32 protein-coding genes and 1 pseudogene are annotated in these 22624 nt (G+C 37.1%); 2 read left to right on the top strand and 31 right to left on the bottom strand.

Annotation, left to right across the window (positions count from 1 at the left end; genetic code table 11):
* Positions 1–32: 32 nt before the first annotated feature.
* The 3 genes and pseudogenes from C7K42_RS13515 to C7K42_RS12085 form a co-directional block, all read right to left on the bottom strand.
* Positions 33–1925, bottom strand: a pseudogene (locus tag C7K42_RS13515) (endonuclease MutS2).
* Positions 1926–2474: 549 nt separating this feature from the next.
* Entirely contained in the window at positions 2475–2873 is a 399-nt protein-coding gene (locus C7K42_RS12080) for a GIY-YIG nuclease family protein (RefSeq protein ID WP_014125607.1), read from the bottom strand.
* A gap of 41 nt (positions 2874–2914) precedes the next feature.
* Complete coding sequence (locus C7K42_RS12085) at positions 2915–3325, bottom strand: GNAT family N-acetyltransferase (RefSeq protein ID WP_014125608.1); 411 nt, start codon at positions 3323–3325, stop codon at positions 2915–2917.
* 149 nt (positions 3326–3474) lie between these two features.
* Between C7K42_RS12085 and C7K42_RS12090 the strand changes: the two genes are divergently transcribed.
* Complete coding sequence (locus tag C7K42_RS12090; RefSeq protein ID WP_014125609.1) at positions 3475–6063, top strand: YfhO family protein; 2589 nt, start codon at positions 3475–3477, stop codon at positions 6061–6063.
* A 211-nt stretch (positions 6064–6274) separates the two neighbouring features.
* Positions 6275–7612: a type I glutamate--ammonia ligase gene (glnA, locus tag C7K42_RS12095; RefSeq protein ID WP_061840780.1), complete on the top strand. Its 1338-nt coding sequence runs from the start codon at positions 6275–6277 to the stop codon at positions 7610–7612.
* Positions 7613–7709: 97 nt separating this feature from the next.
* Here the strand turns inward: glnA and truA are convergent, their stop codons facing one another.
* The 28 genes from truA to rpsS all read right to left on the bottom strand — a co-directional run bounded on the left by truA (position 7710) and on the right by rpsS (position 22586).
* Positions 7710–8453 (bottom strand): tRNA pseudouridine(38-40) synthase TruA, encoded by a 744-nt coding sequence (truA, locus tag C7K42_RS12100; protein ID WP_061840779.1) that lies wholly within the window; start codon positions 8451–8453, stop codon positions 7710–7712.
* 143 nt (positions 8454–8596) lie between these two features.
* Entirely contained in the window at positions 8597–9394 is a 798-nt protein-coding gene (locus C7K42_RS12105; RefSeq protein WP_014125612.1) for an energy-coupling factor transporter transmembrane component T family protein, read from the bottom strand.
* Positions 9384–10250 carry an energy-coupling factor ABC transporter ATP-binding protein gene (locus tag C7K42_RS12110; protein WP_014125613.1) on the bottom strand — a complete coding sequence of 289 codons (867 nt, stop codon included), beginning with the start codon at positions 10248–10250 and terminating at the stop codon, positions 9384–9386. Before C7K42_RS12110 ends, C7K42_RS12105 begins: the two co-directional genes overlap by 11 nt.
* Positions 10226–11065: an energy-coupling factor ABC transporter ATP-binding protein gene (locus tag C7K42_RS12115; RefSeq protein ID WP_103083580.1), complete on the bottom strand. Its 840-nt coding sequence runs from the start codon at positions 11063–11065 to the stop codon at positions 10226–10228. The genes C7K42_RS12110 and C7K42_RS12115 overlap by 25 nt, the downstream gene beginning before the upstream one ends.
* A 354-nt stretch (positions 11066–11419) precedes the next feature.
* Positions 11420–11800 carry a 50S ribosomal protein L17 gene (gene rplQ / locus C7K42_RS12120; protein WP_014125615.1) on the bottom strand — a complete coding sequence of 127 codons (381 nt, stop codon included), beginning with the start codon at positions 11798–11800 and terminating at the stop codon, positions 11420–11422.
* Between the two features lie 23 nt (positions 11801–11823).
* Complete coding sequence (locus C7K42_RS12125; RefSeq protein ID WP_103083579.1) at positions 11824–12762, bottom strand: DNA-directed RNA polymerase subunit alpha; 939 nt, start codon at positions 12760–12762, stop codon at positions 11824–11826.
* A gap of 79 nt (positions 12763–12841) precedes the next feature.
* Positions 12842–13231 (bottom strand): 30S ribosomal protein S11, encoded by a 390-nt coding sequence (gene rpsK, locus C7K42_RS12130; protein ID WP_014125617.1) that lies wholly within the window; start codon positions 13229–13231, stop codon positions 12842–12844.
* A 25-nt stretch (positions 13232–13256) separates the two neighbouring features.
* Complete coding sequence (gene rpsM / locus C7K42_RS12135) at positions 13257–13622, bottom strand: 30S ribosomal protein S13 (protein WP_014125618.1); 366 nt, start codon at positions 13620–13622, stop codon at positions 13257–13259.
* Positions 13623–13640: 18 nt separating this feature from the next.
* Entirely contained in the window at positions 13641–13757 is a 117-nt protein-coding gene (gene rpmJ, locus C7K42_RS12140; protein ID WP_014125619.1) for a 50S ribosomal protein L36, read from the bottom strand.
* Between the two features lie 34 nt (positions 13758–13791).
* A complete protein-coding gene (gene infA, locus C7K42_RS12145; protein ID WP_014125620.1) occupies positions 13792–14010 on the bottom strand; it encodes a translation initiation factor IF-1 in 219 nt (72 codons plus the stop codon).
* Positions 14011–14195: 185 nt separating this feature from the next.
* Complete coding sequence (locus C7K42_RS12150; RefSeq protein WP_014125621.1) at positions 14196–14843, bottom strand: adenylate kinase; 648 nt, start codon at positions 14841–14843, stop codon at positions 14196–14198.
* A gap of 62 nt (positions 14844–14905) precedes the next feature.
* Entirely contained in the window at positions 14906–16198 is a 1293-nt protein-coding gene (secY, locus tag C7K42_RS12155; RefSeq protein ID WP_061840777.1) for a preprotein translocase subunit SecY, read from the bottom strand.
* Positions 16198–16638, bottom strand: a complete 441-nt coding sequence (gene rplO / locus C7K42_RS12160) for a 50S ribosomal protein L15 (RefSeq protein WP_014125623.1) — start codon at positions 16636–16638, stop codon at positions 16198–16200. The genes secY and rplO overlap by 1 nt, the downstream gene beginning before the upstream one ends.
* A 44-nt stretch (positions 16639–16682) precedes the next feature.
* Positions 16683–16862 carry a 50S ribosomal protein L30 gene (gene rpmD, locus C7K42_RS12165; protein ID WP_014125624.1) on the bottom strand — a complete coding sequence of 60 codons (180 nt, stop codon included), beginning with the start codon at positions 16860–16862 and terminating at the stop codon, positions 16683–16685.
* Between the two features lie 13 nt (positions 16863–16875).
* Complete coding sequence (gene rpsE / locus C7K42_RS12170) at positions 16876–17376, bottom strand: 30S ribosomal protein S5 (protein WP_014125625.1); 501 nt, start codon at positions 17374–17376, stop codon at positions 16876–16878.
* Positions 17377–17396: 20 nt separating this feature from the next.
* On the bottom strand, positions 17397–17753 hold the full coding sequence (gene rplR / locus C7K42_RS12175) for a 50S ribosomal protein L18 (protein WP_014125626.1): 357 nt from the start codon (positions 17751–17753) through the stop codon (positions 17397–17399).
* Positions 17754–17817: 64 nt separating this feature from the next.
* Complete coding sequence (gene rplF / locus C7K42_RS12180) at positions 17818–18354, bottom strand: 50S ribosomal protein L6 (protein ID WP_014125627.1); 537 nt, start codon at positions 18352–18354, stop codon at positions 17818–17820.
* A 30-nt stretch (positions 18355–18384) separates the two neighbouring features.
* Positions 18385–18783, bottom strand: a complete 399-nt coding sequence (rpsH, locus tag C7K42_RS12185) for a 30S ribosomal protein S8 (protein WP_014125628.1) — start codon at positions 18781–18783, stop codon at positions 18385–18387.
* 35 nt (positions 18784–18818) lie between these two features.
* Positions 18819–19004, bottom strand: a complete 186-nt coding sequence (locus C7K42_RS12190; RefSeq protein WP_014125629.1) for a type Z 30S ribosomal protein S14 — start codon at positions 19002–19004, stop codon at positions 18819–18821.
* 15 nt (positions 19005–19019) lie between these two features.
* Positions 19020–19559: a 50S ribosomal protein L5 gene (rplE, locus tag C7K42_RS12195; RefSeq protein WP_014125630.1), complete on the bottom strand. Its 540-nt coding sequence runs from the start codon at positions 19557–19559 to the stop codon at positions 19020–19022.
* Between the two features lie 27 nt (positions 19560–19586).
* Positions 19587–19898: a 50S ribosomal protein L24 gene (gene rplX / locus C7K42_RS12200; RefSeq protein WP_014125631.1), complete on the bottom strand. Its 312-nt coding sequence runs from the start codon at positions 19896–19898 to the stop codon at positions 19587–19589.
* A 35-nt stretch (positions 19899–19933) separates the two neighbouring features.
* Positions 19934–20302, bottom strand: coding sequence for a 50S ribosomal protein L14 (rplN, locus tag C7K42_RS12205; protein ID WP_014125632.1), 369 nt, complete (start codon positions 20300–20302; stop codon positions 19934–19936).
* A gap of 58 nt (positions 20303–20360) precedes the next feature.
* On the bottom strand, positions 20361–20627 hold the full coding sequence (gene rpsQ, locus C7K42_RS12210) for a 30S ribosomal protein S17 (RefSeq protein ID WP_014125633.1): 267 nt from the start codon (positions 20625–20627) through the stop codon (positions 20361–20363).
* A 24-nt stretch (positions 20628–20651) separates the two neighbouring features.
* Positions 20652–20840, bottom strand: a complete 189-nt coding sequence (gene rpmC / locus C7K42_RS12215) for a 50S ribosomal protein L29 (protein WP_014125634.1) — start codon at positions 20838–20840, stop codon at positions 20652–20654.
* Positions 20830–21264, bottom strand: coding sequence for a 50S ribosomal protein L16 (gene rplP / locus C7K42_RS12220; RefSeq protein ID WP_014125635.1), 435 nt, complete (start codon positions 21262–21264; stop codon positions 20830–20832). The genes rpmC and rplP overlap by 11 nt, the downstream gene beginning before the upstream one ends.
* Positions 21265–21266: 2 nt before the next feature.
* The gene (gene rpsC, locus C7K42_RS12225; protein WP_014125636.1) at positions 21267–21923 is read right to left on the bottom strand and encodes a 30S ribosomal protein S3; all 657 of its coding nucleotides are present in this window, start codon (positions 21921–21923) and stop codon (positions 21267–21269) included.
* 13 nt (positions 21924–21936) lie between these two features.
* Positions 21937–22284, bottom strand: a complete 348-nt coding sequence (gene rplV, locus C7K42_RS12230) for a 50S ribosomal protein L22 (RefSeq protein ID WP_014125637.1) — start codon at positions 22282–22284, stop codon at positions 21937–21939.
* Positions 22285–22304: 20 nt separating this feature from the next.
* The gene (gene rpsS / locus C7K42_RS12235; protein WP_014125638.1) at positions 22305–22586 is read right to left on the bottom strand and encodes a 30S ribosomal protein S19; all 282 of its coding nucleotides are present in this window, start codon (positions 22584–22586) and stop codon (positions 22305–22307) included.
* Between the last annotated feature and the right edge of the window lie 38 nt (positions 22587–22624).

Raw genomic sequence — 22624 nt, forward strand, 5'->3', positions numbered from 1 at the left:
CCGGTTTTATCTTTCAGGAAATGTATAATCTATTAACGATGTTTGTTCCTATCCTCGGCTTGTTTGCGTAGTTGCTTTTGTGCTTTTTTAGAGCCACGGTCAATATCTTTATTGAATTTTCTTTCATGAAAATCAATGAAGAGTTGCTCTAAATCGTAGTTTTCCGGATATAAGTGTTCCCTAGATATTTCTAGTGTCAAACGCTTCAAAAGCACCGTATAAAATTGTTTGTTTATAGAAATTTGTGCATGATCATGATCTTGGTAGCTATAGAAAAGGCCGCTCTCTTTTAACTCCTGACTCCAAATGCGATCCCCTTTTTGAAAAACTGGCTGAGCAGAAGATTCTTTTAAAGAGCGTTGTGGTTTTTTCCGCTCAATTTTTGCCGTCGTATAATTTTTATCTACCAAATACTGTTGCGCATTCTGCAAAATTTCCGGATAAATTTCCATTTTTTGAGCAATCCAAAAAGCGTTGCTTTGACCTACTTGATTGAGTAAAAGTTGATATTTTGGCGTTAAAGTTGCTGAATCAAAGGCCATAGCTGCCGTTTGAAAATCTTCATGCTGCAAAGCAAAATCTTTAATCTCACCATAATGCGTGGTAGCAATAATGATAGCTTTCTTTTTATACATATATTCCATGGTAGCAATCGCCAAAGCAGCCCCTTCATTAGGCTCTGTGCCACTACCAAATTCGTCTAATAAAATAAGAGTATTGTCCGTTGTTTGGTGCAAGATATAACTGATATTTTGCATATGGGCAGAAAAAGTACTCAATGAATTTTCCAAGCTTTGCTGGTCTCCAATATCGATAAAAATTTTCTTGAAAATTCCTATGGAGGAATTTCCTCCATGGTTAACACACAGCCCAAATCCTGTCATTAAGCAAACCAAGGCAATCGTTTTTAATACCACTGTTTTCCCGCCGGCATTCGGTCCAGTAATAATTAACCCGCGATTATCTACCCCTAGGGTCAAATCTAGTGGAACAGCATCTTGCAATAGTGGATGTTTTACCTGGTCGAAAATAAGTTCTTCTTGATCATTTATCGCGATCTTTTTGCCATCGATGCTCTGACTGTATTTTCCCCGAGCAAAAATACTATCCAACTCCACCACAATATCTATACAATAACCAATCGCCGTTGCTTGTTCAGCGATTATTCCTGTTAATGTCGCTAAAATTTGATAAACCGCTGCTGTTTCTTCACTTTTTGCAATAATTAATTGATCATTTAACTTGCGTACACTTTCGGGCTCAATAAAAACGGTAGTTCCTCAATTGGATCGCTCAATAATCGTCCCTGCGATTTTTGATTGAAAAGTTGATTGAATAGGTAAAGTATAACGGTCCTCTTTTTTTATGAACAGTCGCTCTTGTACCCAACCATTTGCCGTCGCTTTTTTCAACAACTTATCACAACTTTTTTCAATAGTTGCCTGGATATCAGCTGTTTTCCCGCGGATTTTCTTTAACTCTCGCGAAGCCTCATCTTTTACACGGTTTCCATCGACCTTTTCTTGAATAGTCGTAATAATCTTTTTAAATTCTGTTAGATCATTTGCATAACGAAATAAAGTCGGCGTCTGATATTGATTTTTTTCAAAGAAAGCAGCAATCAAATGAAAGGAACGTAAAAAATCGCTATATTCAGTTAATTCACTTGCTTCTAAGATAGCCCCATTTTCAATTTTCTTCGTTAAATATTTAATTTGACTCAAACCCATAAATGGGACATGTTGATTCGAATTTAAGATTGCCAATGCTTCTTGCGTCTCGGTTAACCTTTTTTGCACCATATTATAACTAATAGCAGGTTGCTTGTTTTCTAATCGTTCTTTAGCATAATCACTAATACATCGATCAATAACGTTTTGCTTAACTTTTGTAAATTCTGTTGCGTCATATAAAGCTGAATTCATTTTTTATATCCTTTCTTATTGGAAATAAGATACCCTAAAAACAACGAATTCACTCGTTTTCGTAAAAATAAGTTATTCTAACTTTTGAAATTTTCCATTGTGGTGGCTAATATTAAAGGCTATTCGAAGTAAAGGACACTACGCCTCGCTTCCGCTCGCCCTAGTACTGTTCATCATCTACTTTCAACTCCCCTTGGTCGCTGAATCGTAGTGATTCGGTTTGGGGAACTACGCTCGCTCCTCTCGCCTAGTACTGCTCATCATCTACTTTCAACTCCCCTTGGTCGTTGAATCTTAGTGATTCACAGCAAAAAAGGCGACAGGAAGCCCCATCACCTTTTTAACATTCATTGTTTTCTCAGGTATCTAAAGGCATAACAAATAAGCTTGCCAAAATTTTAGCTTATTTGTATTCAATTGCTAATTTTAGATACCTACGACACTCATCAAGCAACCTCTTTCTTTAGAAAACGAGTTTTATTTCCATTTATTCTAAGATAATTTCTACTACTTGTCAAAGAAAGCTAATGATCTCTAAGAAAAAATGATTTAATGAAAAGTTAGCATTGGATTTTTTTCAGTATAAAATAAATGCGATACACATTTACAATCAGAGGAGCCAAAGCCTTTTGCTGGAATGCTTCCATTATTTCTTTCTCGCAATCCTGCAAAAAGCTGACATTCACCATCTTTACCTGAATAAGTTTGGACTTCTTCTATCTTTAAAAAAGGACGCAGATAATCCAAATGCCAACGCTGCTTTTTTTCTACTGCGATATGTCTATTGACCCTTGAGCGAATATTACGTTTGGCACTACCTACATAAACGTAATATCCTTTTTCAAATGCAAAATGACCCAGCTTGCCTATCTGTATACTTTCTTGTCTTTTAGGAAGGTACCCTTTCACCGCATAAAGTGTATGACTTTCTTTGATTGATTTCTTCATTTTCATCCACCTTTTAACTACTACTAAAAATTATTTTAACCTCAATAAATGCGATACATCCCCACTGAACCTGGCGCAGTATAACAAAAACCAAACTGTTGATACAATTTATCGGCCGGACTATCAGCAATTAAGCTAACATATGAGCCTTTAAATGTATGAGTGTCTAAATAGCCCATAATTTCTGTCATTACTTTTTTACCGAGACCTTTTCTTTGATAAGAAGGGTTTACAGCAATATCTACTACATGAAAAACAGTGCCCCCATCGCCAATCACTCTTCCCATAGCAATTAGGCAACCTCTATCATAGATCGTAACAGCAAACAGGGTATGCGAAAGACCAATGACAACTGCCTTACTATCTTTAACGCTAAGTCCTGCTTTTCGTCTTAATTGGTTGAAACTTTCAGTACTTGGTATTTCATATCTGATTTGATAATTTTTCTCCATGTCTTCCCTTCTTCCCCTTATTATTTTGCATGAATAGCCAAATTACGTTTTTTATAAATATTGTCTATACATGCTTAGCTAATGCTTTGTTCTATGGTAAACTGTCATGAAGTATGGATAAATTTTCTGGTTGAAGGAGTCTTTTCGTAATGATAAAAGATTTTTTACAAAAAAACAAATGGTATATGATGGCAAGTTTCTTTATTCCTTTTTTAGTAATGGCCATAATGTATCTAACAATTGGCATCTATCCCGGCAGCGATCGAAGTATTATGGCAAGTGATGCCTTCTCGCAATTTTCTAATTTTCATGCCAGTTTTCGCAACGCTTTGTTAGGTGAACAAAGTTTTCTTTATACTTGGAATGCATCATTAGGATTAAACTTTCTTTCTCTAATTTCTTATTACCTAGGAGGGCTCTTTACCCCGCTTGTGTTATTTTTTCCTAACCAACTAATGCCTGATGCGCTTTATTTTTTAACTTTAATTAAAATAGGTAGCGCTGGATTAAGTTTCTGGTTCTATGCAAGCCATCGTTTCAAAATTGCAAAAGGCAGTCACATAACGCTAGCAGTTTGCTATGCGCTAATGTCTTTTGTTACTGCACAATCTGAGCTTATTATGTGGTTAGACGCCTATATATACCTACCTTTAATTATTTGGGGAATTGATCGACTCATTCAAAAACATAAACCAAAACTCTTATTTATTAGCTATTTTATGCTATTTTTCACTAGTTTTTACTTAGGGTTTATGATTGGCGTTTTTTCTTTCCTTTACTTTTTAGTTCAGTTATTTAAAAATTGGAAAGACAATAAAAAAAGTATTTTACCTTACTTTACCACCTCACTATTAGCAGGCGGCGCGTCAATGATCATCATCTTACCGGCGCTATTAGATTTACGTGCCAATGGAGAAGAATTAACACAAATCACTGACCTTAAAACAGAGGCAACGAGTGCTTTCGACTTTTTTATCAAAAATATGATCGGAGTCTATGATACCACTAAATATGGCGCCATTCCCTTTATTTATATCGGTCTACTACCTCTTGCTTTTTTTATTTTTTATTTTGTCATTAAGGAAATTCCTTGGAAAGAAAAAATTCTTTACGGACTATTGGTTGCATTACTAATAGGAAGCTTTTATTTTGTTCCTTTAAATTTATTCTGGCACGGGATGCATGCACCAAATATGTTTTTGTTCCGTTATGCTTTTTTATTATCCTTTACGGTAATCATGTTAGCTGGATTTGCTTGGGAAAAATTAAACGAAACAAATGAGCGAAGGTTATTTTACTCTTTTATCTTTTTAGCTATCGCCTTTGTCTTTACTTATCTTTTAGTCTGCAAAACACGAGAATATCTAGAACCTATTTCATTGATTTTAACTTTATCATTTCTAACCGTCTATTGTGTGATCTTTTTTTCCTTTTATACAAAAAAATTCTCTTTTAAACAAGCTGTGCTATTTTTACTGATATTTGTAACAGCTGAAATGACGATTAATACAAATAGCATGCTACGTGGTATCTTAGATGAGTGGAACTACGCTTCCCGGGAATTGTACACAGAACCTTATCCAGCAATCAATGAACTCGTTGAACAAACCAAAGAAGAAAATGATAGTTTCTATCGTTTAGAAAATCTTGATCCAGTTTCTGCCAATGATAGCTTTAACTATGGTTATAGTGGAATTAGTATGTTTTCATCTATTAGAAACCGAAACACTTCTGGTTATATGAATATGCTGGGGTTCCGCTCGAGGGGAACGAGTCTAAATATTCGCTATCCTAATAACACGCTACTGATGGATAGCTTAATGTCAGTCAAATACAATTTAAGTAAACAACCAATTAACAAGTATGGTTTCAGACAAAAAGATACAAGCGATGACTATCAATTATATGAAAATCAAAATGCATTACCTTTAGGCTTTTTAACCGACCCTTCTATTGACCAACTGACACAGTTTGAAAATGATAATTTGGCCAACCAAACAAACTTAATGAACCAATTAGCTGATACAAAAGAAAACTTCTTCCAATTTCAGCCAATCACGGTGACTGATTTGAATAATATAAGTATTGAAAATCAAGGAGCACATACAAAATTTAGTGAACAAGAAGGAAATGTCGCTAAAGAAGTCACTTGGAAAGTCAATGTACCGGCCCACTCTCAAGCCTACTTAAGTCTATTCCCAACAAATTTTGGAGAATTAGAAAGTTCTACAGCAACAATCACAGTAAATGGGCAACAAAGAGAAAGTAAAATTGACATTAATGGACAATATTATGATTTAGGTTTTTACGACCAAGCACAAACCGTCGAATTTACAGCAAGTTTTTATGGTACCGAAGATATTTCTTTCCAAAACCCACAGGTCGTTACCTTAGATACTGATGCTTTTCAAAAAAGCGTAGGTAAAATTCAAAATAATAGCGTTGAAATGCAAACAGGAAAACGTAGTGCTCAAGCTAAAGTTGACACAAATACAGCACAAAAATTAATTACCACTATTCCTTATGATGGCGGTTGGCAAGCAAAAATCGATGGAGAAAAAGTCCCTATTGATTCCTTCCAAGACGCTTTTGTCAGTCTACAAGTCCCAGAAGGAAAACATACTATAGAGTTTACTTACTGGCCACAAGGATTTCTTTTAGGCCTAGGATTGTTGATCAGCTGTACACTTTTATTTGTTGTCTTTGATTGGTATTACGAAAGAAGATATGCAAAATAATTTTGTTAATTAAGATAGTTTTATGTCATTAAACATTACATAAAACTATCTTTTTTTAATTTTTTTATTGAAATTTTATTATTTCTGGAGATTCGTGTTATATTTCCTTACATATTTTCATTGACAAATAAAAATAAAATTGCTATATTACTTCTATCAATTATAAAAAATATTTTTTTATAATTGATAACTTTAAAAAGGGTGGGATCACATGGAAAAATCAGAAATAAGTGCAGATGATATAAAAAGGATAGTCAAGGAAGAAAATGTCCGTTTTTTACGTTTAATGTTTACTGATGTTTCTGGGATTATCAAAAACGTAGAAGTGCCTATCAGTCAATTAGATAAAGTACTAGATAATAAATTAATGTTTGATGGCTCTTCTATCGAAGGATTTGTGCTTATCGAAGAAAGCGATATGTATCTTTATCCGGATTTATCAACTTGGATGATTTTTCCTTGGGAAAATGAGTATGGAAAAGTAGCACGTTTAATCTGTGATATTTATAATCCTGATGGAACTCCTTTTGCTGGAGATCCAAGAGGAAATCTTAAAGCTTCATTGGCAGAGATGAAAAAGTTAGGTTTTACTTCCTTTAATTTAGGACCAGAGCCAGAATTTTTCTTATTTAAATTAGATAGTAATGAAAATATCACTATGGATTTAAATGACACAGGTGGATACTTTGACTTATCCCCAACAGACTTAGGAGAAAATTGTCGTCGAGATATTGTATTAGAATTAGAAAAATTAAATTTTGAAGTTGAAGCTTCCCACCATGAAGTGGCTTTCGGGCAACATGAAATTGATTTTAAATATGCTGATGCTGTTGAAGCATGCGATAATATTCAAACTTTTAAACTTGTCGTTAAAACGATCGCGCGAAAACATGGACTACACGCCAGCTTTATGCCTAAGCCTTTATTTGGCATTAATGGTTCAGGGATGCATTGTAATATGTCATTATTTAAAGACGGTAAAAATGCCTTTTATGATGAAAAGGGCGAGTTACAATTAAGTCGTAACGCCTACCATTTTCTAGCTGGGCTACTAAAACATGCACGATCATTTACGGCGATCTGCAATCCTACTGTGAATTCCTACAAACGACTTATTCCGGGTTATGAAGCTCCTGTGTACATCGCTTGGTCTGGGAGAAATCGATCCCCTTTAATCCGTGTACCAGAATCAAAAGGAGCTTCTACACGCTTAGAGCTACGTTCGGTCGATCCTTCAGCTAACCCTTATCTAGCTTTATCTTTACTTTTACAAGCCGGGTTAGATGGTATAAAAAACCAACTAATGCCACCTACACCTATCGATCGCAACATTTATCACATGGAAGAAAAAGAGCGCGTAGAAAGCGGCATTTATGCTTTACCTTCAACACTAAATGATGCGTTAACGGCTTTATCTGAAGATGAACTACTTAAAAATACACTTGGCAAACATATCTATAATAATTTTGTAGAAGCTAAAAAGAGTGAATGGACAACTTTTTTGTCCTCTGTTTCCGAATGGGAAAAAGAACAATACTTAACACTATAGTAAACTAAACAAAGTAACAAAAATAAGAGATGTACTATCGCTAAATAGTACATCTCTTATTTTCATAGACTATTAAATAAAATCTTTACTAACCTTCTTATTCGTACTTAACCTCTTTTAAATATAAGCCTTCCGGATGAGCCGTAGGACCAGCTAAACTACGATCACATGCAGCAATAATTTGCGGTATTGCGTCTTCAGAAATACGTCCATTGCCAATTTTTAACAACGTCCCTACCATAATTCGAACCATATTATATAAAAAACCATCTCCACGAAAAGTAAATAACAGTTCATCACCGGTGTCATTAACTTCCATCTTCGCCTCATAGATAGTGCGTTTTTTATTGTTTACTTCACTTTTTATGGAACAAAAAGAAGTAAAATCATGAGAACCTAAAAAATCAGGAAGAGCTCTTCTTATTCGTCCCAAGTCTAATTCATAACGATAATAACTACTATAAAACCGACGAAAAGGGCTACGAGCTTTCCCAATATCTACCCGAAATTCATAAGTCTTTTCTTTAGCTAGATAACGAGAATGAAAACTATCTTCTACAAGCTCTATCTGTTTTACCGCAATATCTGCAGATGTCTGTGTGTCTAAAGCAAAACGTAATTTTTCTAATGGACGTTTGACTGGCCAAGCAAAATCAATAACCTGTCCTAAAGCATGTACACCAGCATCTGTACGTCCAGATCCATTGATTTTAATTTTTTGATTTGCGATTTTAGATAATGTTTTTTCTAATTCGTCTTGAACCGTACGTCCGTTGATTTGACTTTGAAAACCGCTAAAATTTGTACCATCATAGGCAATAATTGCTTTGTAACGAACCATTTTTTCCTCCTTCATAAAAAAAGAGACAATAAAAGAATCAATTAACTTTTGTTGTCTCTTTTTCTTAAATTAAGCACGTAACTTTAGCAAACTTATGTGCTTAACCACACTAGTTTAACTTTCTTATGAGGCTATTTCCTTTTTTAAGCTCTTAAATAAATTAAAGCGGCCGTTAAAAAAGCGTAAACACAAACAGAAATGGTATCTTTCTTATGCCAGTGCAATATACGATATTTTGTCCGTCCCTCTCCTCCTTGATAACCACGAGCTTCCATCGCTGTTGCTAAATCATCCGCACGATTAAAACTAGACACAAATAAGGGAATGAGCAGCGGAATGACAGCTTTCATTTTTTGGATCAAATTTCCTTCACTGAAATCAACACCTCGAGCACGCTGTGCGTTCATAATCTTTTCAGTCTCATCCATTAGCGTTGGTACAAAACGTAAAGCAATAGACAGCATCAAAGAAATTTCATGAACTGGAAAATGGATTGCATTTAAAGGACGTAAAATGAATTCAATCGCATCTGAAAGTTCCAATGGGGGAGTTGTTAATGTTAGTAGAGTAGACATGAATATAATTAACACAAACCGGCAAAAGATAAAAATACCATTTTGAACCCCAAAGGCTGTAATTTGAAAAACGCCCCACTGCCAGTACACTTGTCCACCAGAGGTAAATAAAACTTGCAAAGCAACAGTAAATAATATCAACCACAATAATGGCCTGACGCCACGTAGAAAAAAACCAAAGTCAACTTTTGATAAATAGATACAAAAAAGTGTAAACAAACCTAAAAGTAAATAACTTTGCCAATTATTGGCGAAAAAAATGACTCCTATGAAATAAAAACTGGTCAACAATTTTGCCCGAGGATCTAAACGATGGATCAGTGAATTTCCTGGGATATATCTACCTAAAATCAGCTTATTCATCATTTGCTTGTCCTCCTCTTGCCACTAGTTCATCTGCCAACTCGCTCGCCGTAAGAGGCAATTTTTCAAAAACCATTCCGGCATTTTCCAAGCGTTTAGCAAATGCAGCCGCAGTAGGAACGCTCAATTGTTTATTTTGCAACCACTCTACATTTTGAAAGACTTTTTCTGGTGTTCCATCTTTTACAAGCTGTCCTTTTTCTAAGACATAAACATAATCAGCATAATCAGCAACATCATCCATCGAATGTGTAACTAGCACAATAGTCATATGACGAGCCTTATGTAAATGCTCGAATATCGCCATCATTTCTCGACGTCCCTGCGGGTCAAGTCCTGCCGTGGGTTCATCCAGTACTAAAACTTCTGGTTCCATGGCTAATACACCAGCAATGGCCACTCTACGCATTTGTCCACCTGATAAATCAAACGGAGAACGATCAAGATAACTTTCATCTAGTCCTACTAATGCTAAATATTCTTTTGCTAATTTTAATGCCTCTTCTTCTGACACACCAAAATTTTTCGGCCCAAAAGCAATATCCTTTCCCACCGTTTCTTCAAACAACTGCGATTCAGGAAATTGAAAGACAATCCCCACTTTTTTTCGAATAGGCTTTAAATTTTTATTATTTGTTTCTGGCGTGATCGTTCGCTCGCCAATCTTTACATTACCTGAAGTCGGCTTCAATAAGGCGTTTAAATGCTGTAAAATAGTTGACTTCCCACTACCTGTATGACCCACCAGAGCATTATAAGTTCCTTCTTTAATCGTCATATTGATATCATATAAGACACGCTGTTCAAAAGGTGAGCCCGGTTGAAAAGTAAAATTTACTTGTTCAAAAACGATGTCCATAACCAGTCGACCATCCCTTCTTCAGTTAAATATTTTTCAGGCACTGAAACACCACGATCCTTTAATGATTGTTTTAACCTTTCAGGAAATGGTAAATCTAATCCTTTTTCTATTAAATTTGGTCCTTGAGAAAAAATCTGAGCAGGTGTCCCCTCATCCATCAATTGTCCTTCACGCATCACAAGAATTCGATTCGCATTGGCTGCTTCATCAATATCATGAGTGATGGATAAAACGGTTAACTGATATTTTTCTTTAACTTCTTTTAGAATTGATATCACTTCTTGGCGACCTTCAGGATCTAACATACTTGTTGCTTCATCAAGAATAATAATATCGGGGCGTAAAGCTAAAATTCCCGCAATTGCTACTCGTTGTTTTTGTCCACCAGACAACCGTGCAGGTTCTTTAGCCGCAAAATCCGTTAATTTGACTTGCTCCAAAGCTTCCTTAACTCTAGGGACCATTTCTTCTCGTGGAATACCTTGATTTTCCATCCCAAAAGCGACGTCGTCTTCAACCGTAGCACCTACAAATTGATTATCTGGGTTTTGAAAAACCATGCCTACCATCTTACGTATCGTCCAAATATTCTCTTCATTTAATTCCAATTGACCCACAGAGATATTCCCTTTTTCTGGCAATAATAGTCCATTTATCGTTTTAGCCAGAGTCGATTTGCCTGAGCCATTATGCCCGATAATCGCTACCCATTCTCCTTTATTTACAGTTAGCGATAAATCTTGCAGCGCAGGTTGTATTTGATCAGCTTGATAGCGAAATGTGATATTTTTTAAACTTATGATAGGTTCCATGGTTGCTCCTTTATGTAAAATAGACTAAAAAGTACTTAAGACAAATTCACTATATTCATTCACAAAAATTAAAAGCTATCTGATTCTAACTAACACTACCAAAAAAAAGTTACTATTTCAATTACTCTAACAAATAGTCCATAATGTTTTCTTTTACTTTCCATTAGTTATAAGATTTATAACAAATCGAAACTAAAAAAAAAACTTTATGATGAATGCCTGCTCCCTGGTAATTCAGGGAGCAGTGCTGAGCTAGACTCGGAAAAAAATATTTCCAACATCATAACACTCTTAAAATCATCGACAAAGTGATGCTAGCCATTAGTTTAATGACTAATATTGCTTCAGTAGATTTTAGACAAGTTCTAGGATAGCCATTGCTGCAGCGTCTCCGCGTCTTGGTTCAGTCTTCAAGATGCGAGTATAACCACCTTGGCGCTCTTCATAGCGAGGAGCGATATCATTAAAAAGCTTTTGTAAAGCTGAATCAATAATAATCTCTTCATCCTCTTCACGCACATTAGCTACTTCATTACGTACAAAAGCAGCTGCTTGGCGACGTGCATGCAAATCACCGCGTTTTCCTAGTGTAATCATTTTTTCTGCTGTAGAACGAACTTCTTTGGCACGAGCTTCTGTTGTTTCAATTCGTTCGTTAATGATTAGATCAGTTGTTAAATCACGCAACATCGCTTTACGTTGGTTAGATGTGCGTCCTAATTTACGATAACTCACGTGGTTTCCCTCCTTCGTAAAAATTAATCGTCTTTACGTAATCCCAGGCCAAGATCACTTAATTTTGATTTTACTTCTTCAAGAGATTTACGGCCCAAATTACGTACTTTGATCATTTCTGGTTCAGATTTATTTGTTAATTCTTGTACAGTATTAATACCAGCACGTTTTAAACAATTATAAGAACGAACAGATAAGTCCAACTCTTCAATTGTCATTTCTAACATTTTTTCTTTTTGTGTTTCTTCTTTTTCAACCATGATGTCTGTATTTTTCGCTTCATCGGTCATATTCACAAAAATTTCTAAATGGTCTGTAAGGATTTTCGCTGATAAACTTAAAGCGTCAAGTGGGTCAATCGAACCATCTGTCCAAAGTTCCATTGTCAGCTTATCATAATCATCCCGGCGACCAACACGTGTATTTTCTACTTGATAATTCACACGACGAACGGGTGTATAAATTGAATCAACTGGAAGTACACCAATGGGCATATCTTCTTTTTTGTTTTCGTCAGCTTGAACATACCCACGTCCAGGTTGCACTGATAAGCGAGCATGAAATCTTGTACCTTCTGCTACCGTACAGATATACATATCTTTATTAAGAATCTCTACATCACTATCAACGATGATATCGCCAGCAGTTATTGTAGCCGGTCCAGTAATATCGATTTCAAGTTTTTTTTCTTCTTCGCTATAAAGTTTTAACGCAAGACCTTTAATATTCAAAACAATTTGTGCGACATCTTCACGAACGCCTTTGATCGTTGAAAACTCATGTAACACGCCATCAATTTGAATACTTGTGATTGCTGCTCCTGGTAAAGAAGATAACAAAATACGACGCAGGGAATTTCCTAATGTAGTTCCATAGCCTCTTTCCAGAGGTTCTACGATAAACTTGCCATAATCTTTCTCTTCATCAATCTTCGCGATTCTTGGTTTTTCGAATTCAATCATTCTTATCTCTTACCCCTTTCAAAACGAAAAGTGTCTTGTTCAATGACATAATTTTGAAACTCAAAATGAGCAGCACTCATTAAACACGACGGCGTTTTGGAGGGCGGCATCCATTATGAGGAACTGGTGTTACGTCACGAATCGCAGCCACTTCCAATCCTGCTGCTTGTAATGAACGAATTGCTGCTTCACGTCCTGAACCTGGGCCTTTTACAGTTACTTCTACATTTTTCAATCCGTGTTCCATTCCTGATTTTGCCGCAGTTTCTGCTGCTAATTGAGCGGCAAATGGTGTTGATTTTCTACTTCCTCTGAATCCTAATGCACCTGCTGAAGACCATGATAACGCGTTACCATGTTGATCAGTGATCATCACAATTGTATTATTGAATGTTGAATGAATATGTGCAATTCCAGATTCAATATTCTTTTTCACACGGCGTTTACGATTCACTTTTTTTTGTGCCATGAAGTTTAACCTCCTTCATTAGAAATTATTTTTTCTTGCCTGCGATAGTTGTTGCGGGGCCTTTACGTGTACGGGCATTATTTTTAGTATGTTGTCCACGGACAGGTAAACCACGACGATGACGCATACCGCGATATGAACCAATCTCCATCAAACGTTTGATGTCTAAGTTCACTTCACGACGAAGGTCACCTTCAACTTTTAGATTATCAACAGCTGCGCGGATCGCGTCAGTTTGTTCGTTGGTTAAATCACGAACACGAACATCTTCAGCAACGCCTGCTTCTGCTAAAATGCTTTTAGCAGTTGTATCTCCGACACCAAAAATATAAGTAAGAGAAACAACTACTTGTTTTTCCCGAGGAATATCTACTCCTGCAATACGAGCCATATCTTATTACACCTCCAATTATCCTTGACGTTGTTTATGTTTTGGATTTGCAGAACAAATCACCATAACGCGTCCTTTACGACGAACGACTTTGCAATTATCACACATTGTTTTTACTGATGGTCTTACTTTCATAATACTTACCTCCTATGGTTTTACGTAAGTACAATTATTTAAAACGATACGTAATACGACCACGACTCAAGTCATAAGGCGAAAGTTCAACAGTCACCTTATCGCCCGGTAAAATACGAATATAGTGCATTCGGATTTTGCCAGAAACAGTCGCAAGAATCTCATGGCCATTTTCAAGTTCGACTTTAAACATTGCATTTGGTAAAGTTTCGACGACTGTACCTTCAATTTCTATCATGTCTTCTTTTGCCACGCACAGTACCCCCTTGTACTTGTTTCGCAACTTTACGCGATAAAACGGCGGAAACCTGTGTCGTGTTCCCACCTTAACTTCTTTTCAACAATTTTCTATCAATCTAGAAGTCAGACTGATATATTTTAGCATAATGCCTAACTATTTACAAGAAAAAGTTACTAGAACACGAAAAAGAGCAAGAATTACTTCGTTAGAATTTGTTGAATTTCCGCAAAAACTTCATCAATCTCACGATTTCCATCAATAGAATATAGCAAGCCTTTTTTATCATAATGTTCCAAAATAGGTTCGTTATTTTTTACATTGACCGAAATACGATTTCTGACAGTTTCTGGTTTGTCATCATCCCGTTGGTAAAAATCATGTCCTCCACAACGATCACAAGTTCCTTCCACTTTAGGAGGGTTAAATATCTTGTGATATGTGGCACCGCAATTGCGGCAAATGTAACGACCAGATAAACGCTCAACCAGCACCTCTTCTGGCACCTTTATCTCAATAACAGCGTCAATCTTTTTACTTAAATCTTGCATCATGTTATCTAAGGCTTCTGCTTGATCTAACGTACGAGGAAAACCATCCAATAAAAAGCCATCTTCGGTATCTGATTCAGCTAAGCGTTCTTTAACGATTCCGTTCGTTACTTCATCAGGAACAAGTTCACCTTTATCCATATAAGACTTTGCTTCTAAGCCAAGATCTGTTTTTTTAGCAATTGCTTGTCTGAACATATCTCCAGTTGAAATTTGCGGAATATTATATTTAGCAATAATTTTTTCTGCTTGAGTCCCTTTACCAGCTCCAGGGAGTCCCATTAAAACGAGGTTCATTTTTTATTCCTCCTGCAAGTTTTTCCAGTGTTGAGGAAAAAGCCCCAACACTACATAAAACTCTAATTTATGAAACCTGTGTATTGACGTTTTAGCATTAGACCTTCTATTTGTTTGGCAGTTTCAAGCGCTACACTAATAACAATTAATAAACTTGTCCCCCCCAAACCTATTGATTGTGGAAGATCCCATATCATGGATGCGATAATTGGAAGCAATGCGACTGCTCCTAAAAAGAGCGAACCCACTGTACTTAAACGCATCAATAACCTTGAGACGAACTGTTCTGTTCCTTTTCCCGGACGCACACTTGGAATATAACTTCCTTGCTTTTGCAAGTTTTCCGATAACTTCTCGGGATTTACTTGAACAAAAGCGTAAAAGAAAGTAAAGCCAACGATCAATGCACCATACAAAATAGCACCAGGTACTGTATTGTAATCAAAAAGTGTTTGAATGACATCAAACCACGTTTCTCCTCTAGCAGATCCAAAAGCCTGAATGATCGCATTAGGTGTTGTAATCAAGGAACTAGCAAAGATAACAGGAATAACGCCAGCAGCATTCACTTTTAAAGGTAGATAACTACTTGTTGGTGCTCCTGCTACACGTTTTGTATACTGAATCGGGATCTTTCTCTCTGCTTGTTGAACAAAGGTAACAATCGTTACGACCAACAACATCGCAATAACTAAAATAACCACAAATAAAATTGATTTCCAAAGGTCATCTTGGTTAATATTAATAAAATAATCTTCTGCTATTTCTTTGATTGAAACAGGTAAACGAGAGATAATCCCTGCAAAAATAAGCATGGACACACCGTTTCCGATCCCTTTTTCAGTGATCATTTCCCCCAACCAAGTAACAAACATGGTACCAGTGGTTAAAATAACTCCAATAACAACATAAGTTGAGATTGAAGGATTAGGAACAAAGCCGAATTGAGTAAAAACTTGGAAACCAGCCGTTAACGCAATAGATTGTAAAAAACCTATAAACAAAGTGATATAACGAGTCGCTTGATTCAGCTTTTTACGTCCCACTTCACCCTGTTTTGACCATTCAGTGAATTTCGGAACAATATCCATTTGAGCTAATTGAACAATAATAGAAGCAGTAATGTAGGGCGAAACGCCCATCGAAAAAATCGAAAAACGTTGCATCGCACTACCGCTAACCAAATCCAACATATTCATAAAGGGCAATTCAGAAATAGTTTGTAACTCTGCTGCATCGACACCTGGGACAGTAACATGCGTTCCAACACGGAATATAAACAGAATAAATATTGTAAACAAGATCCTTGATCTAATATCCTTGACTTTAAAAGCGTCCTTTAAAAGTTTTAACATCAGATCACCTCAATTGACCCACCAGCAGCTTCAATAGATTCTTGTGCTGCTTTAGAAAACTTCGCTGCTTTCACAGTTAATTTTTTGGTTACTTCTCCATTACCCAACACTTTAATGCCAGCTTTTTGTTTTTTTACAAACCCAGCTTCAGCTAAAACAGTGGGAGTAACTTCAGTTCCCTCTTCAAAATTATTCAAAAGGTCAACATTGATAATCGCATATTCTTTACGATTAACGTTGGTAAAGCCACGTTTTGGTAAACGGCGGAATAATTCTGTTTGACCACCTTCAAAACCAAGACGAGTTCCACCGCCTGAACGAGCCTTTTGTCCTTTTTGTCCACGTCCTGCAGTCTTACCATTACCTGATGATGAACCACGTCCCACGCGGTTGCGTACTTGACGTGAACCTTTTGCAGATTCTAGTTCATGAAGTTTCATGTGTTTGGCACCTCCTTAGTTAAAATCGATTCATCGAATCGTTGTTACACTTCCTCTACGTCCACTAAGTGTGCAATAGTTGCAACCATGCCTTTGACTGCCTCATTCGCAGGTTTAACAACAGTGCTGTTCACTTTTTTTAATCCTAACGCTTTTACTGTATCGCGTTGATTTTGAGGACGTCCAATAATACTGCTTTTTAATGTGATTTTTAATTCAGCCATTAGAATTGTCCTCCTAACCAATAATTTCTTCTACAGATTTGCCGCGAAGTTCAGCAACTTCTTCAGCGCGTTTTAATTCTGTCAATCCTTTAATTGTTGCACGCACAACATTGATCGGCGTATTAGAGCCTAAAGATTTAGATGTTACATCGGCTACACCGCCAAGTTCTAATACCGCACGAACAGGTCCACCTGCAGCAACTCCAGCACCAGCTTCAGCTGGTTTCAATAGAATATATCCACCACTGAATGAGCCAATGACTTCATGCGGGATTGTTGAGCCAACCATTGGTACTTCGATTAAGTTTTTCCTTCCGTCGTCAACAGCTTTACGGATTGCTTCTGGTACTTCCTGTGCTTTACCTGTACCAAATCCTACGTGCCCGTTTTTATCACCGACAACGACTAAAGCTGCAAAACGCATACGACGACCGCCTTTTACGACCTTTGATACTCGGTTGATCGCAACGACACGGTCTTCTATTTCCAAGTTATTTGGATCAATATAAGCCATGAATGGTGTTCCTCCTTTTTTTAAAATTCTAGTCCATTTTCGCGTGCAGCTGTTGCTAAAGCTGCTATGCGGCCATGGTAAAGGTATCCACCACGGTCAAAGACTACTTTTTTAATACCTTTTTCTGATGCACGGTCAGCAACTAATTTACCGACTGTTTCTGCTTGCTCAGTTTTTGTTCCACCTGAAATATTTTTATCCAAGGTAGAGGCACTTGCTAGCGTCACACCCGCTACGTCATCAATTACTTGCGCGTAGATGTTTTTATTAGAACGGAAAACGTTCAAGCGTGGGCACTCAGCAGTACCAGAGATTTTATTTCTCACACGTTGATGTCTTTTTTGACGTGTTTTATTTTTGTCTGGTTTTGTAATCACAATTGTCACCTCTTTAACTGTATTAGTCTAAGCCGCGATTTGTCTTACTCTTTTGCGGACTTGTTTATTTACCTGTTTTACCTTCTTTGCTGCGCACTTGTTCGCCAGCATAACGAATACCCTTGCCTTTATAAGGCTCTGGTGAACGAATACTACGAATCTTAGCAGCCACTTTACCAACAAGTTCTTTATTAGAACCTTTGATTATAATTTGGTTATTGGCTGGAACTTCAATGGTAGTCCCTGCTGGAGTTTCTAACTCAACTGGTTGTGAATAACCAACGTTTAAAATAAGTTTTGTCCCTTGTAATTGGGCACGGTATCCAACCCCCACAAGTTCTAATGATTTTTGAAAGCCTTCAGATACACCTACAACCATATTATTGAAGTTTGCACGGGTTGTTCCATGAATTGTTTTCATTTTCTGACTTTCGTTTGGACGGGTAAATGTCACTTCATTTCCATCGATATTAAATTTAATATCTGGTGAAAATGCACGAGTTAATTCACCGTTGGGTCCTTTAACTGTTACATCGTTGCCATCCATTTTAACTTCAACGCTTTCTGGCAATACAACAACTTTATTCCCAATACGACTCACGGAAAGACACCTCCTTGTGTATTTATTAAATTACCATACATAAGCGACAATTTCGCCGCCAACATTTTTTGCTCTAGCTTCTTTGTCAGTGATCACACCGTCAGAAGTTGAAACAACTGCAATGCCTAAACCATTCAATACTTTAGGTACTTCGTCAGCTTTGACATAAGCACGCAGACCTGGTCTAGAGATACGTTTCAAGTTAGTGATCACACGTTCACCATCTTTCCCGTATTTAAGGAATAAACGGATTACGCCTTGTTTGTCATCTTCGATATATTCAACATTACGAACGAAACCTTCATTTTTAAGGATTTCAGCAATGTCGTGTTTGATTTTTGAAGCAGGAACTTCTAAAACATCATGCCTTGCCATATTGGCATTACGGATACGTGTTAGAAAATCTGCAATTGGATCTGTCATGACCATTAGATGATTTACCTCCTTTTTGCGAGTTTACTTTTTTACCAGCTAGCTTTCTTCACGCCGGGAATTTGACCTTTGTAGGCCAGTTCGCGGAAGCAAATACGGCAAAGGTGAAATTTACGATAAACAGAACGTGGACGACCACAGCGTTCACAGCGAGTATATTCTTGTACTGAATATTTTGCGGTTTGTTTATTTTTAGCAACTTGTGACTTTTTAGCCAATTTCTTCGCCTCCTTTTATTTTTGGAATGGCACTCCTAATTGTGTTAACAATTCAAGAGATTCTTCATCAGTGTTTGCTGTTGTAACAATAACGATATCCATTCCTCGTACCTTGTCAACTGAATCATAGTCAACTTCAGGAAAGATCAATTGTTCTTTGATACCTAAAGTGTAGTTTCCACGACCATCGAAAGCTTTTTTGCTTACACCATGGAAGTCACGTACACGTGGTAAGGAAACATTTACTAATTTATCCAAGAAGTCATACATTCTGTCTCCACGTAAAGTAACTTTAGTGCCGATTGGCATTCCTTCACGCAGACGGAAGCCTGCAACAGATTTTTTAGCTTTTGTCACTAAAGGTTTTTGTCCAGAAATCAATTGTAATTCTTCAACTGCTTTGTCTAGATTCTTAGCATTAGATACTGCATCACCAACACCCATATTAATAACGATTTTTTCAACCTTTGGTGTTTGCATAACAGAGCTATAGTCAAATTTTTGTACTAATGATGGAACGATATCTTGTGTATATTTTTCTTTAAGGCGGTTCATTTAGTTGCCCCTCCTTTCTTGATTTGTTTATTTATCAATAACTTCACCAGTTTTTTTAGAAACACGGACTTTTGTACCGTCCACTGTTTGATAGCCAACTCGGGTTGCTTCACCGCTTGAAGGATCGATCAACATAACATTCGATACATGGATCGGAGCTTCTTGTTCAGAGATCCCGCCTTGCGGTGCAGTTTGAGAAGGTTTTTGATGTTTTTTCACAACATTAACACCTTCGACGACAACCTTGTCGTTTTTTGGATGAGCTTCTAAAATGACGCCCTCTTTATTTTTGTCTTTACCAGTAATAACTTTTACTTTATCGCCTTTTTTAACAAACATTCTTGTTTCGCACCTCCTTTGATATTAAATAACTGCTATAGTACTTCTGGTGCTAGCGAAACAATCTTCATGTAATTACTTTCTCGTAGTTCGCGAGCAACTGGCCCGAAGATACGAGTTCCGCGTGGGCTTTTATCATCACGAATGATCACCGCAGCATTTTCATCAAATTTAATGTAAGAACCGTCAGCACGATGAGCGCCTGATTTTGTACGAACAATAACTGCTTTTACAACTTCGCCCTTTTTGACAACCCCACCTGGCGTTGCTTGTTTGACCGTAGCGACGATCACATCACCGATATTCGCAGTTTTTCGACCTGAGCCACCTAGGACTTTGACCGTTAAAATTTCGCGTGCTCCCGAATTATCAGCAATTTTTAAACGACTTTCTTGTTGGATCACGATGTATATCCTCCTTTCAAATATAGCAATTTAATCTATATAGGAAAATCTCGTGTAATTAAATAATCACTGCTTTTTCAACGATTTCTACTAAACGAAAACGTTTTGTAGCTGATAATGGACGAGTTTCCATAATTCTCACGATATCACCAGTTTTGGCTTCATTGTTTTCATCGTGCACTTTGTATTTTTTCGAATAATTAATCCGTTTGCCGTAAATTGGATGATTTTTCTTTGTTTCAACGACAACAGAGATTGTTTTATCCATTTTATCAGATACCACGCGCCCTTGATAAACCTTACGGTGATTTCTTTCTTCAGTCATACGATTCATGGCCTCCTTCCATTATTACTTTACTTGTTCACGCAACACCGTTTTGATGCGTGCAATCGATTTGCGTACCTCTTTAATACGCGCTGTATTTTCTAATTGTCCGGTAGCTAATTGGAAACGAAGATTAAACAATTCTTCTTTAAATTGTTTTTCTTGATCTAGCATTTCGGCAGTGGTTAACTCTCTGATATCTTTAACCTTCATTCGATTCACCACCCATTTCTTCACGTTTTACGATCTTGGTTCTAATTGGCAATTTGTGAGAAGCAAGGCGTAAAGCTTCTTTAGCGACTTCATCGGAAACTCCGGCGATTTCAAAAAGGATTTTACCACGTTTTGTTGGAGCTACCCAGCCTTCTGGTGCCCCTTTACCTGAACCCATACGCACGCCGATAGCTTTTGCTGTATAAGATTTGTGAGGGAAAATTTTGATCCATACTTTCCCTCCGCGTTTCATATAACGGTTCATCGCAATACGGGAAGCTTCAATTTGTCGGTTTGTAATCCAAGAAGATTCAAGAGCTTGCAAACCATATTCGCCAAAAGTAACTTCTTTACCGCCTTTAGCTTCTCCGCGCATTCTTCCGCGGAACTCACGACGGTGTTTTACACGTTTAGGTACTAACATGTTTATTCCCCTCCCTTCTCAGTGTTATTTTTAGTTGGAAGAATTTCTCCACGATAGATCCACACTTTAACTCCTAGTTTTCCGTATGTTGTGTCTGCTTCTTCCCATGCATAGTCAATATCTGCACGAAGTGTGTGCAAAGGAACAGTTCCTTCTGAATAACCTTCCACACGAGCAATATCTGCTCCATTTAAACGACCAGAAACTTGGGTTTTAATACCTTCAGCTCCTGCACGCATTGTACGTTGAATAGATTGTTTTTGTGCGCGACGGAACGCAACACGATTTTCAAGTTGACGGGCAATGCCTTCTCCAACTAATTTTGCATCTAAATCAGATTTCTTAACTTCAACGATGTTAATATGAACTCGTTTGCCTGTTAGTTTATTTAATTGTTTTCTTAAATTTTCGACTTCAGAACCGCCTTTACCGATAACCATACCTGGTCTTGCAGTGTGGATTGAAATATTCACACGTTTTGCAGCACGTTCAATTTCTACAGTCGATACTGCTGCTTCAGCAAGTTTTTCACCGATAAATTCACGGATCCGTAAATCTTCATGTAATAAATCTGCGTATTCTTTTTCAGCATACCATTTTGCTTCCCAATCACGGATAATACCGATACGCATTCCAATTGGATTTATTTTTTGACCCACTGACTATCCCTCCTTATTTTTCTGATACAACAACCGTGATATGACTTGTACGTTTGTTGATTGGAGATGCTGAACCTTTTGCTCGAGGACGGAAACGTTTCATGGTTGGTCCTTCATCTACAAATGCTTCAGCCACAACTAAATTTTCAACTTCTAAGTCATAGTTGTTTTCTGCATTACTTACAGCTGACATCAATACTTTTTCAATAGCTCCAGCTGATTTATTTGGCGTAAATTTCAAAGTAGCAATAGCTTCACTGACGCTTTTCCCTCTAATCAAATCAATAACTAAACGTGATTTGCGAGGAGAAACGCGAACTGTTTTAGCAGTAGCTTTTGCTGAGGTAATTTGTTCTGCCATTTCTTTTTCCTCCTCTCAGATTAGCGAGCTGATGTTCTACGATCATCTTTAGCGTGTCCGCGAAAGTTTCTTGTTGGTGCAAACTCACCTAATTTGTGTCCTACCATGTCTTCTTGGATATAAACAGGAACATGTTTACGTCCGTCATACACGGCGATAGTATATCCGATAAAACTTGGGAAGATCGTTGAACGACGAGACCAAGTCTTAATTACTTTTTTCTTTTCAACACCTTGTTGTGCTTCAATTTTTTTCATCAAATGATCATCACAAAAAGGTCCTTTTTTAACACTACGACTCATGGTGAACCTCCTTTTAAATTATGTTATAAACAGTTAAT

The sequence above is a fragment of the Tetragenococcus halophilus subsp. halophilus DSM 20339 genome, from assembly GCF_003841405.1.
GTDB classification, from domain to species: domain Bacteria; phylum Bacillota; class Bacilli; order Lactobacillales; family Enterococcaceae; genus Tetragenococcus; species Tetragenococcus halophilus.

Coding starts and splice junctions, on each gene's coding strand:
- C7K42_RS12080 (WP_014125607.1), bottom strand. CDS start 2,873: ATGAAGAAATCAATCAAAGAAAGTCATACACTTTATGCGGTGAAAGGG.
- C7K42_RS12085 (WP_014125608.1), bottom strand. CDS start 3,325: ATGGAGAAAAATTATCAAATCAGATATGAAATACCAAGTACTGAAAGT.
- C7K42_RS12090 (WP_014125609.1), top strand. CDS start 3,475: ATGATAAAAGATTTTTTACAAAAAAACAAATGGTATATGATGGCAAGT.
- glnA (WP_061840780.1), top strand. CDS start 6,275: ATGGAAAAATCAGAAATAAGTGCAGATGATATAAAAAGGATAGTCAAG.
- truA (WP_061840779.1), bottom strand. CDS start 8,453: ATGGTTCGTTACAAAGCAATTATTGCCTATGATGGTACAAATTTTAGC.
- C7K42_RS12105 (WP_014125612.1), bottom strand. CDS start 9,394: ATGATGAATAAGCTGATTTTAGGTAGATATATCCCAGGAAATTCACTG.
- C7K42_RS12110 (WP_014125613.1), bottom strand. CDS start 10,250: ATGGACATCGTTTTTGAACAAGTAAATTTTACTTTTCAACCGGGCTCA.
- C7K42_RS12115 (WP_103083580.1), bottom strand. CDS start 11,065: ATGGAACCTATCATAAGTTTAAAAAATATCACATTTCGCTATCAAGCT.
- C7K42_RS12125 (WP_103083579.1), bottom strand. CDS start 12,762: ATGATTGAATTCGAAAAACCAAGAATCGCGAAGATTGATGAAGAGAAA.
- rpsK (WP_014125617.1), bottom strand. CDS start 13,231: ATGGCACAAAAAAAAGTGAATCGTAAACGCCGTGTGAAAAAGAATATT.
- rpsM (WP_014125618.1), bottom strand. CDS start 13,622: ATGGCTCGTATTGCAGGAGTAGATATTCCTCGGGAAAAACAAGTAGTT.
- rpmJ (WP_014125619.1), bottom strand. CDS start 13,757: ATGAAAGTAAGACCATCAGTAAAAACAATGTGTGATAATTGCAAAGTC.
- C7K42_RS12150 (WP_014125621.1), bottom strand. CDS start 14,843: ATGAACCTCGTTTTAATGGGACTCCCTGGAGCTGGTAAAGGGACTCAA.
- secY (WP_061840777.1), bottom strand. CDS start 16,198: ATGTTAAAACTTTTAAAGGACGCTTTTAAAGTCAAGGATATTAGATCA.
- rplO (WP_014125623.1), bottom strand. CDS start 16,638: ATGAAACTTCATGAACTAGAATCTGCAAAAGGTTCACGTCAAGTACGC.
- rpmD (WP_014125624.1), bottom strand. CDS start 16,862: ATGGCTGAATTAAAAATCACATTAAAAAGCAGTATTATTGGACGTCCT.
- rpsE (WP_014125625.1), bottom strand. CDS start 17,376: ATGGCTTATATTGATCCAAATAACTTGGAAATAGAAGACCGTGTCGTT.
- rpsH (WP_014125628.1), bottom strand. CDS start 18,783: ATGGTCATGACAGATCCAATTGCAGATTTTCTAACACGTATCCGTAAT.
- rplE (WP_014125630.1), bottom strand. CDS start 19,559: ATGAACCGCCTTAAAGAAAAATATACACAAGATATCGTTCCATCATTA.
- rplX (WP_014125631.1), bottom strand. CDS start 19,898: ATGTTTGTTAAAAAAGGCGATAAAGTAAAAGTTATTACTGGTAAAGAC.
- rpsQ (WP_014125633.1), bottom strand. CDS start 20,627: ATGACTGAAGAAAGAAATCACCGTAAGGTTTATCAAGGGCGCGTGGTA.
- rpmC (WP_014125634.1), bottom strand. CDS start 20,840: ATGAAGGTTAAAGATATCAGAGAGTTAACCACTGCCGAAATGCTAGAT.
- rplP (WP_014125635.1), bottom strand. CDS start 21,264: ATGTTAGTACCTAAACGTGTAAAACACCGTCGTGAGTTCCGCGGAAGA.
- rplV (WP_014125637.1), bottom strand. CDS start 22,284: ATGGCAGAACAAATTACCTCAGCAAAAGCTACTGCTAAAACAGTTCGC.
- rpsS (WP_014125638.1), bottom strand. CDS start 22,586: ATGAGTCGTAGTGTTAAAAAAGGACCTTTTTGTGATGATCATTTGATG.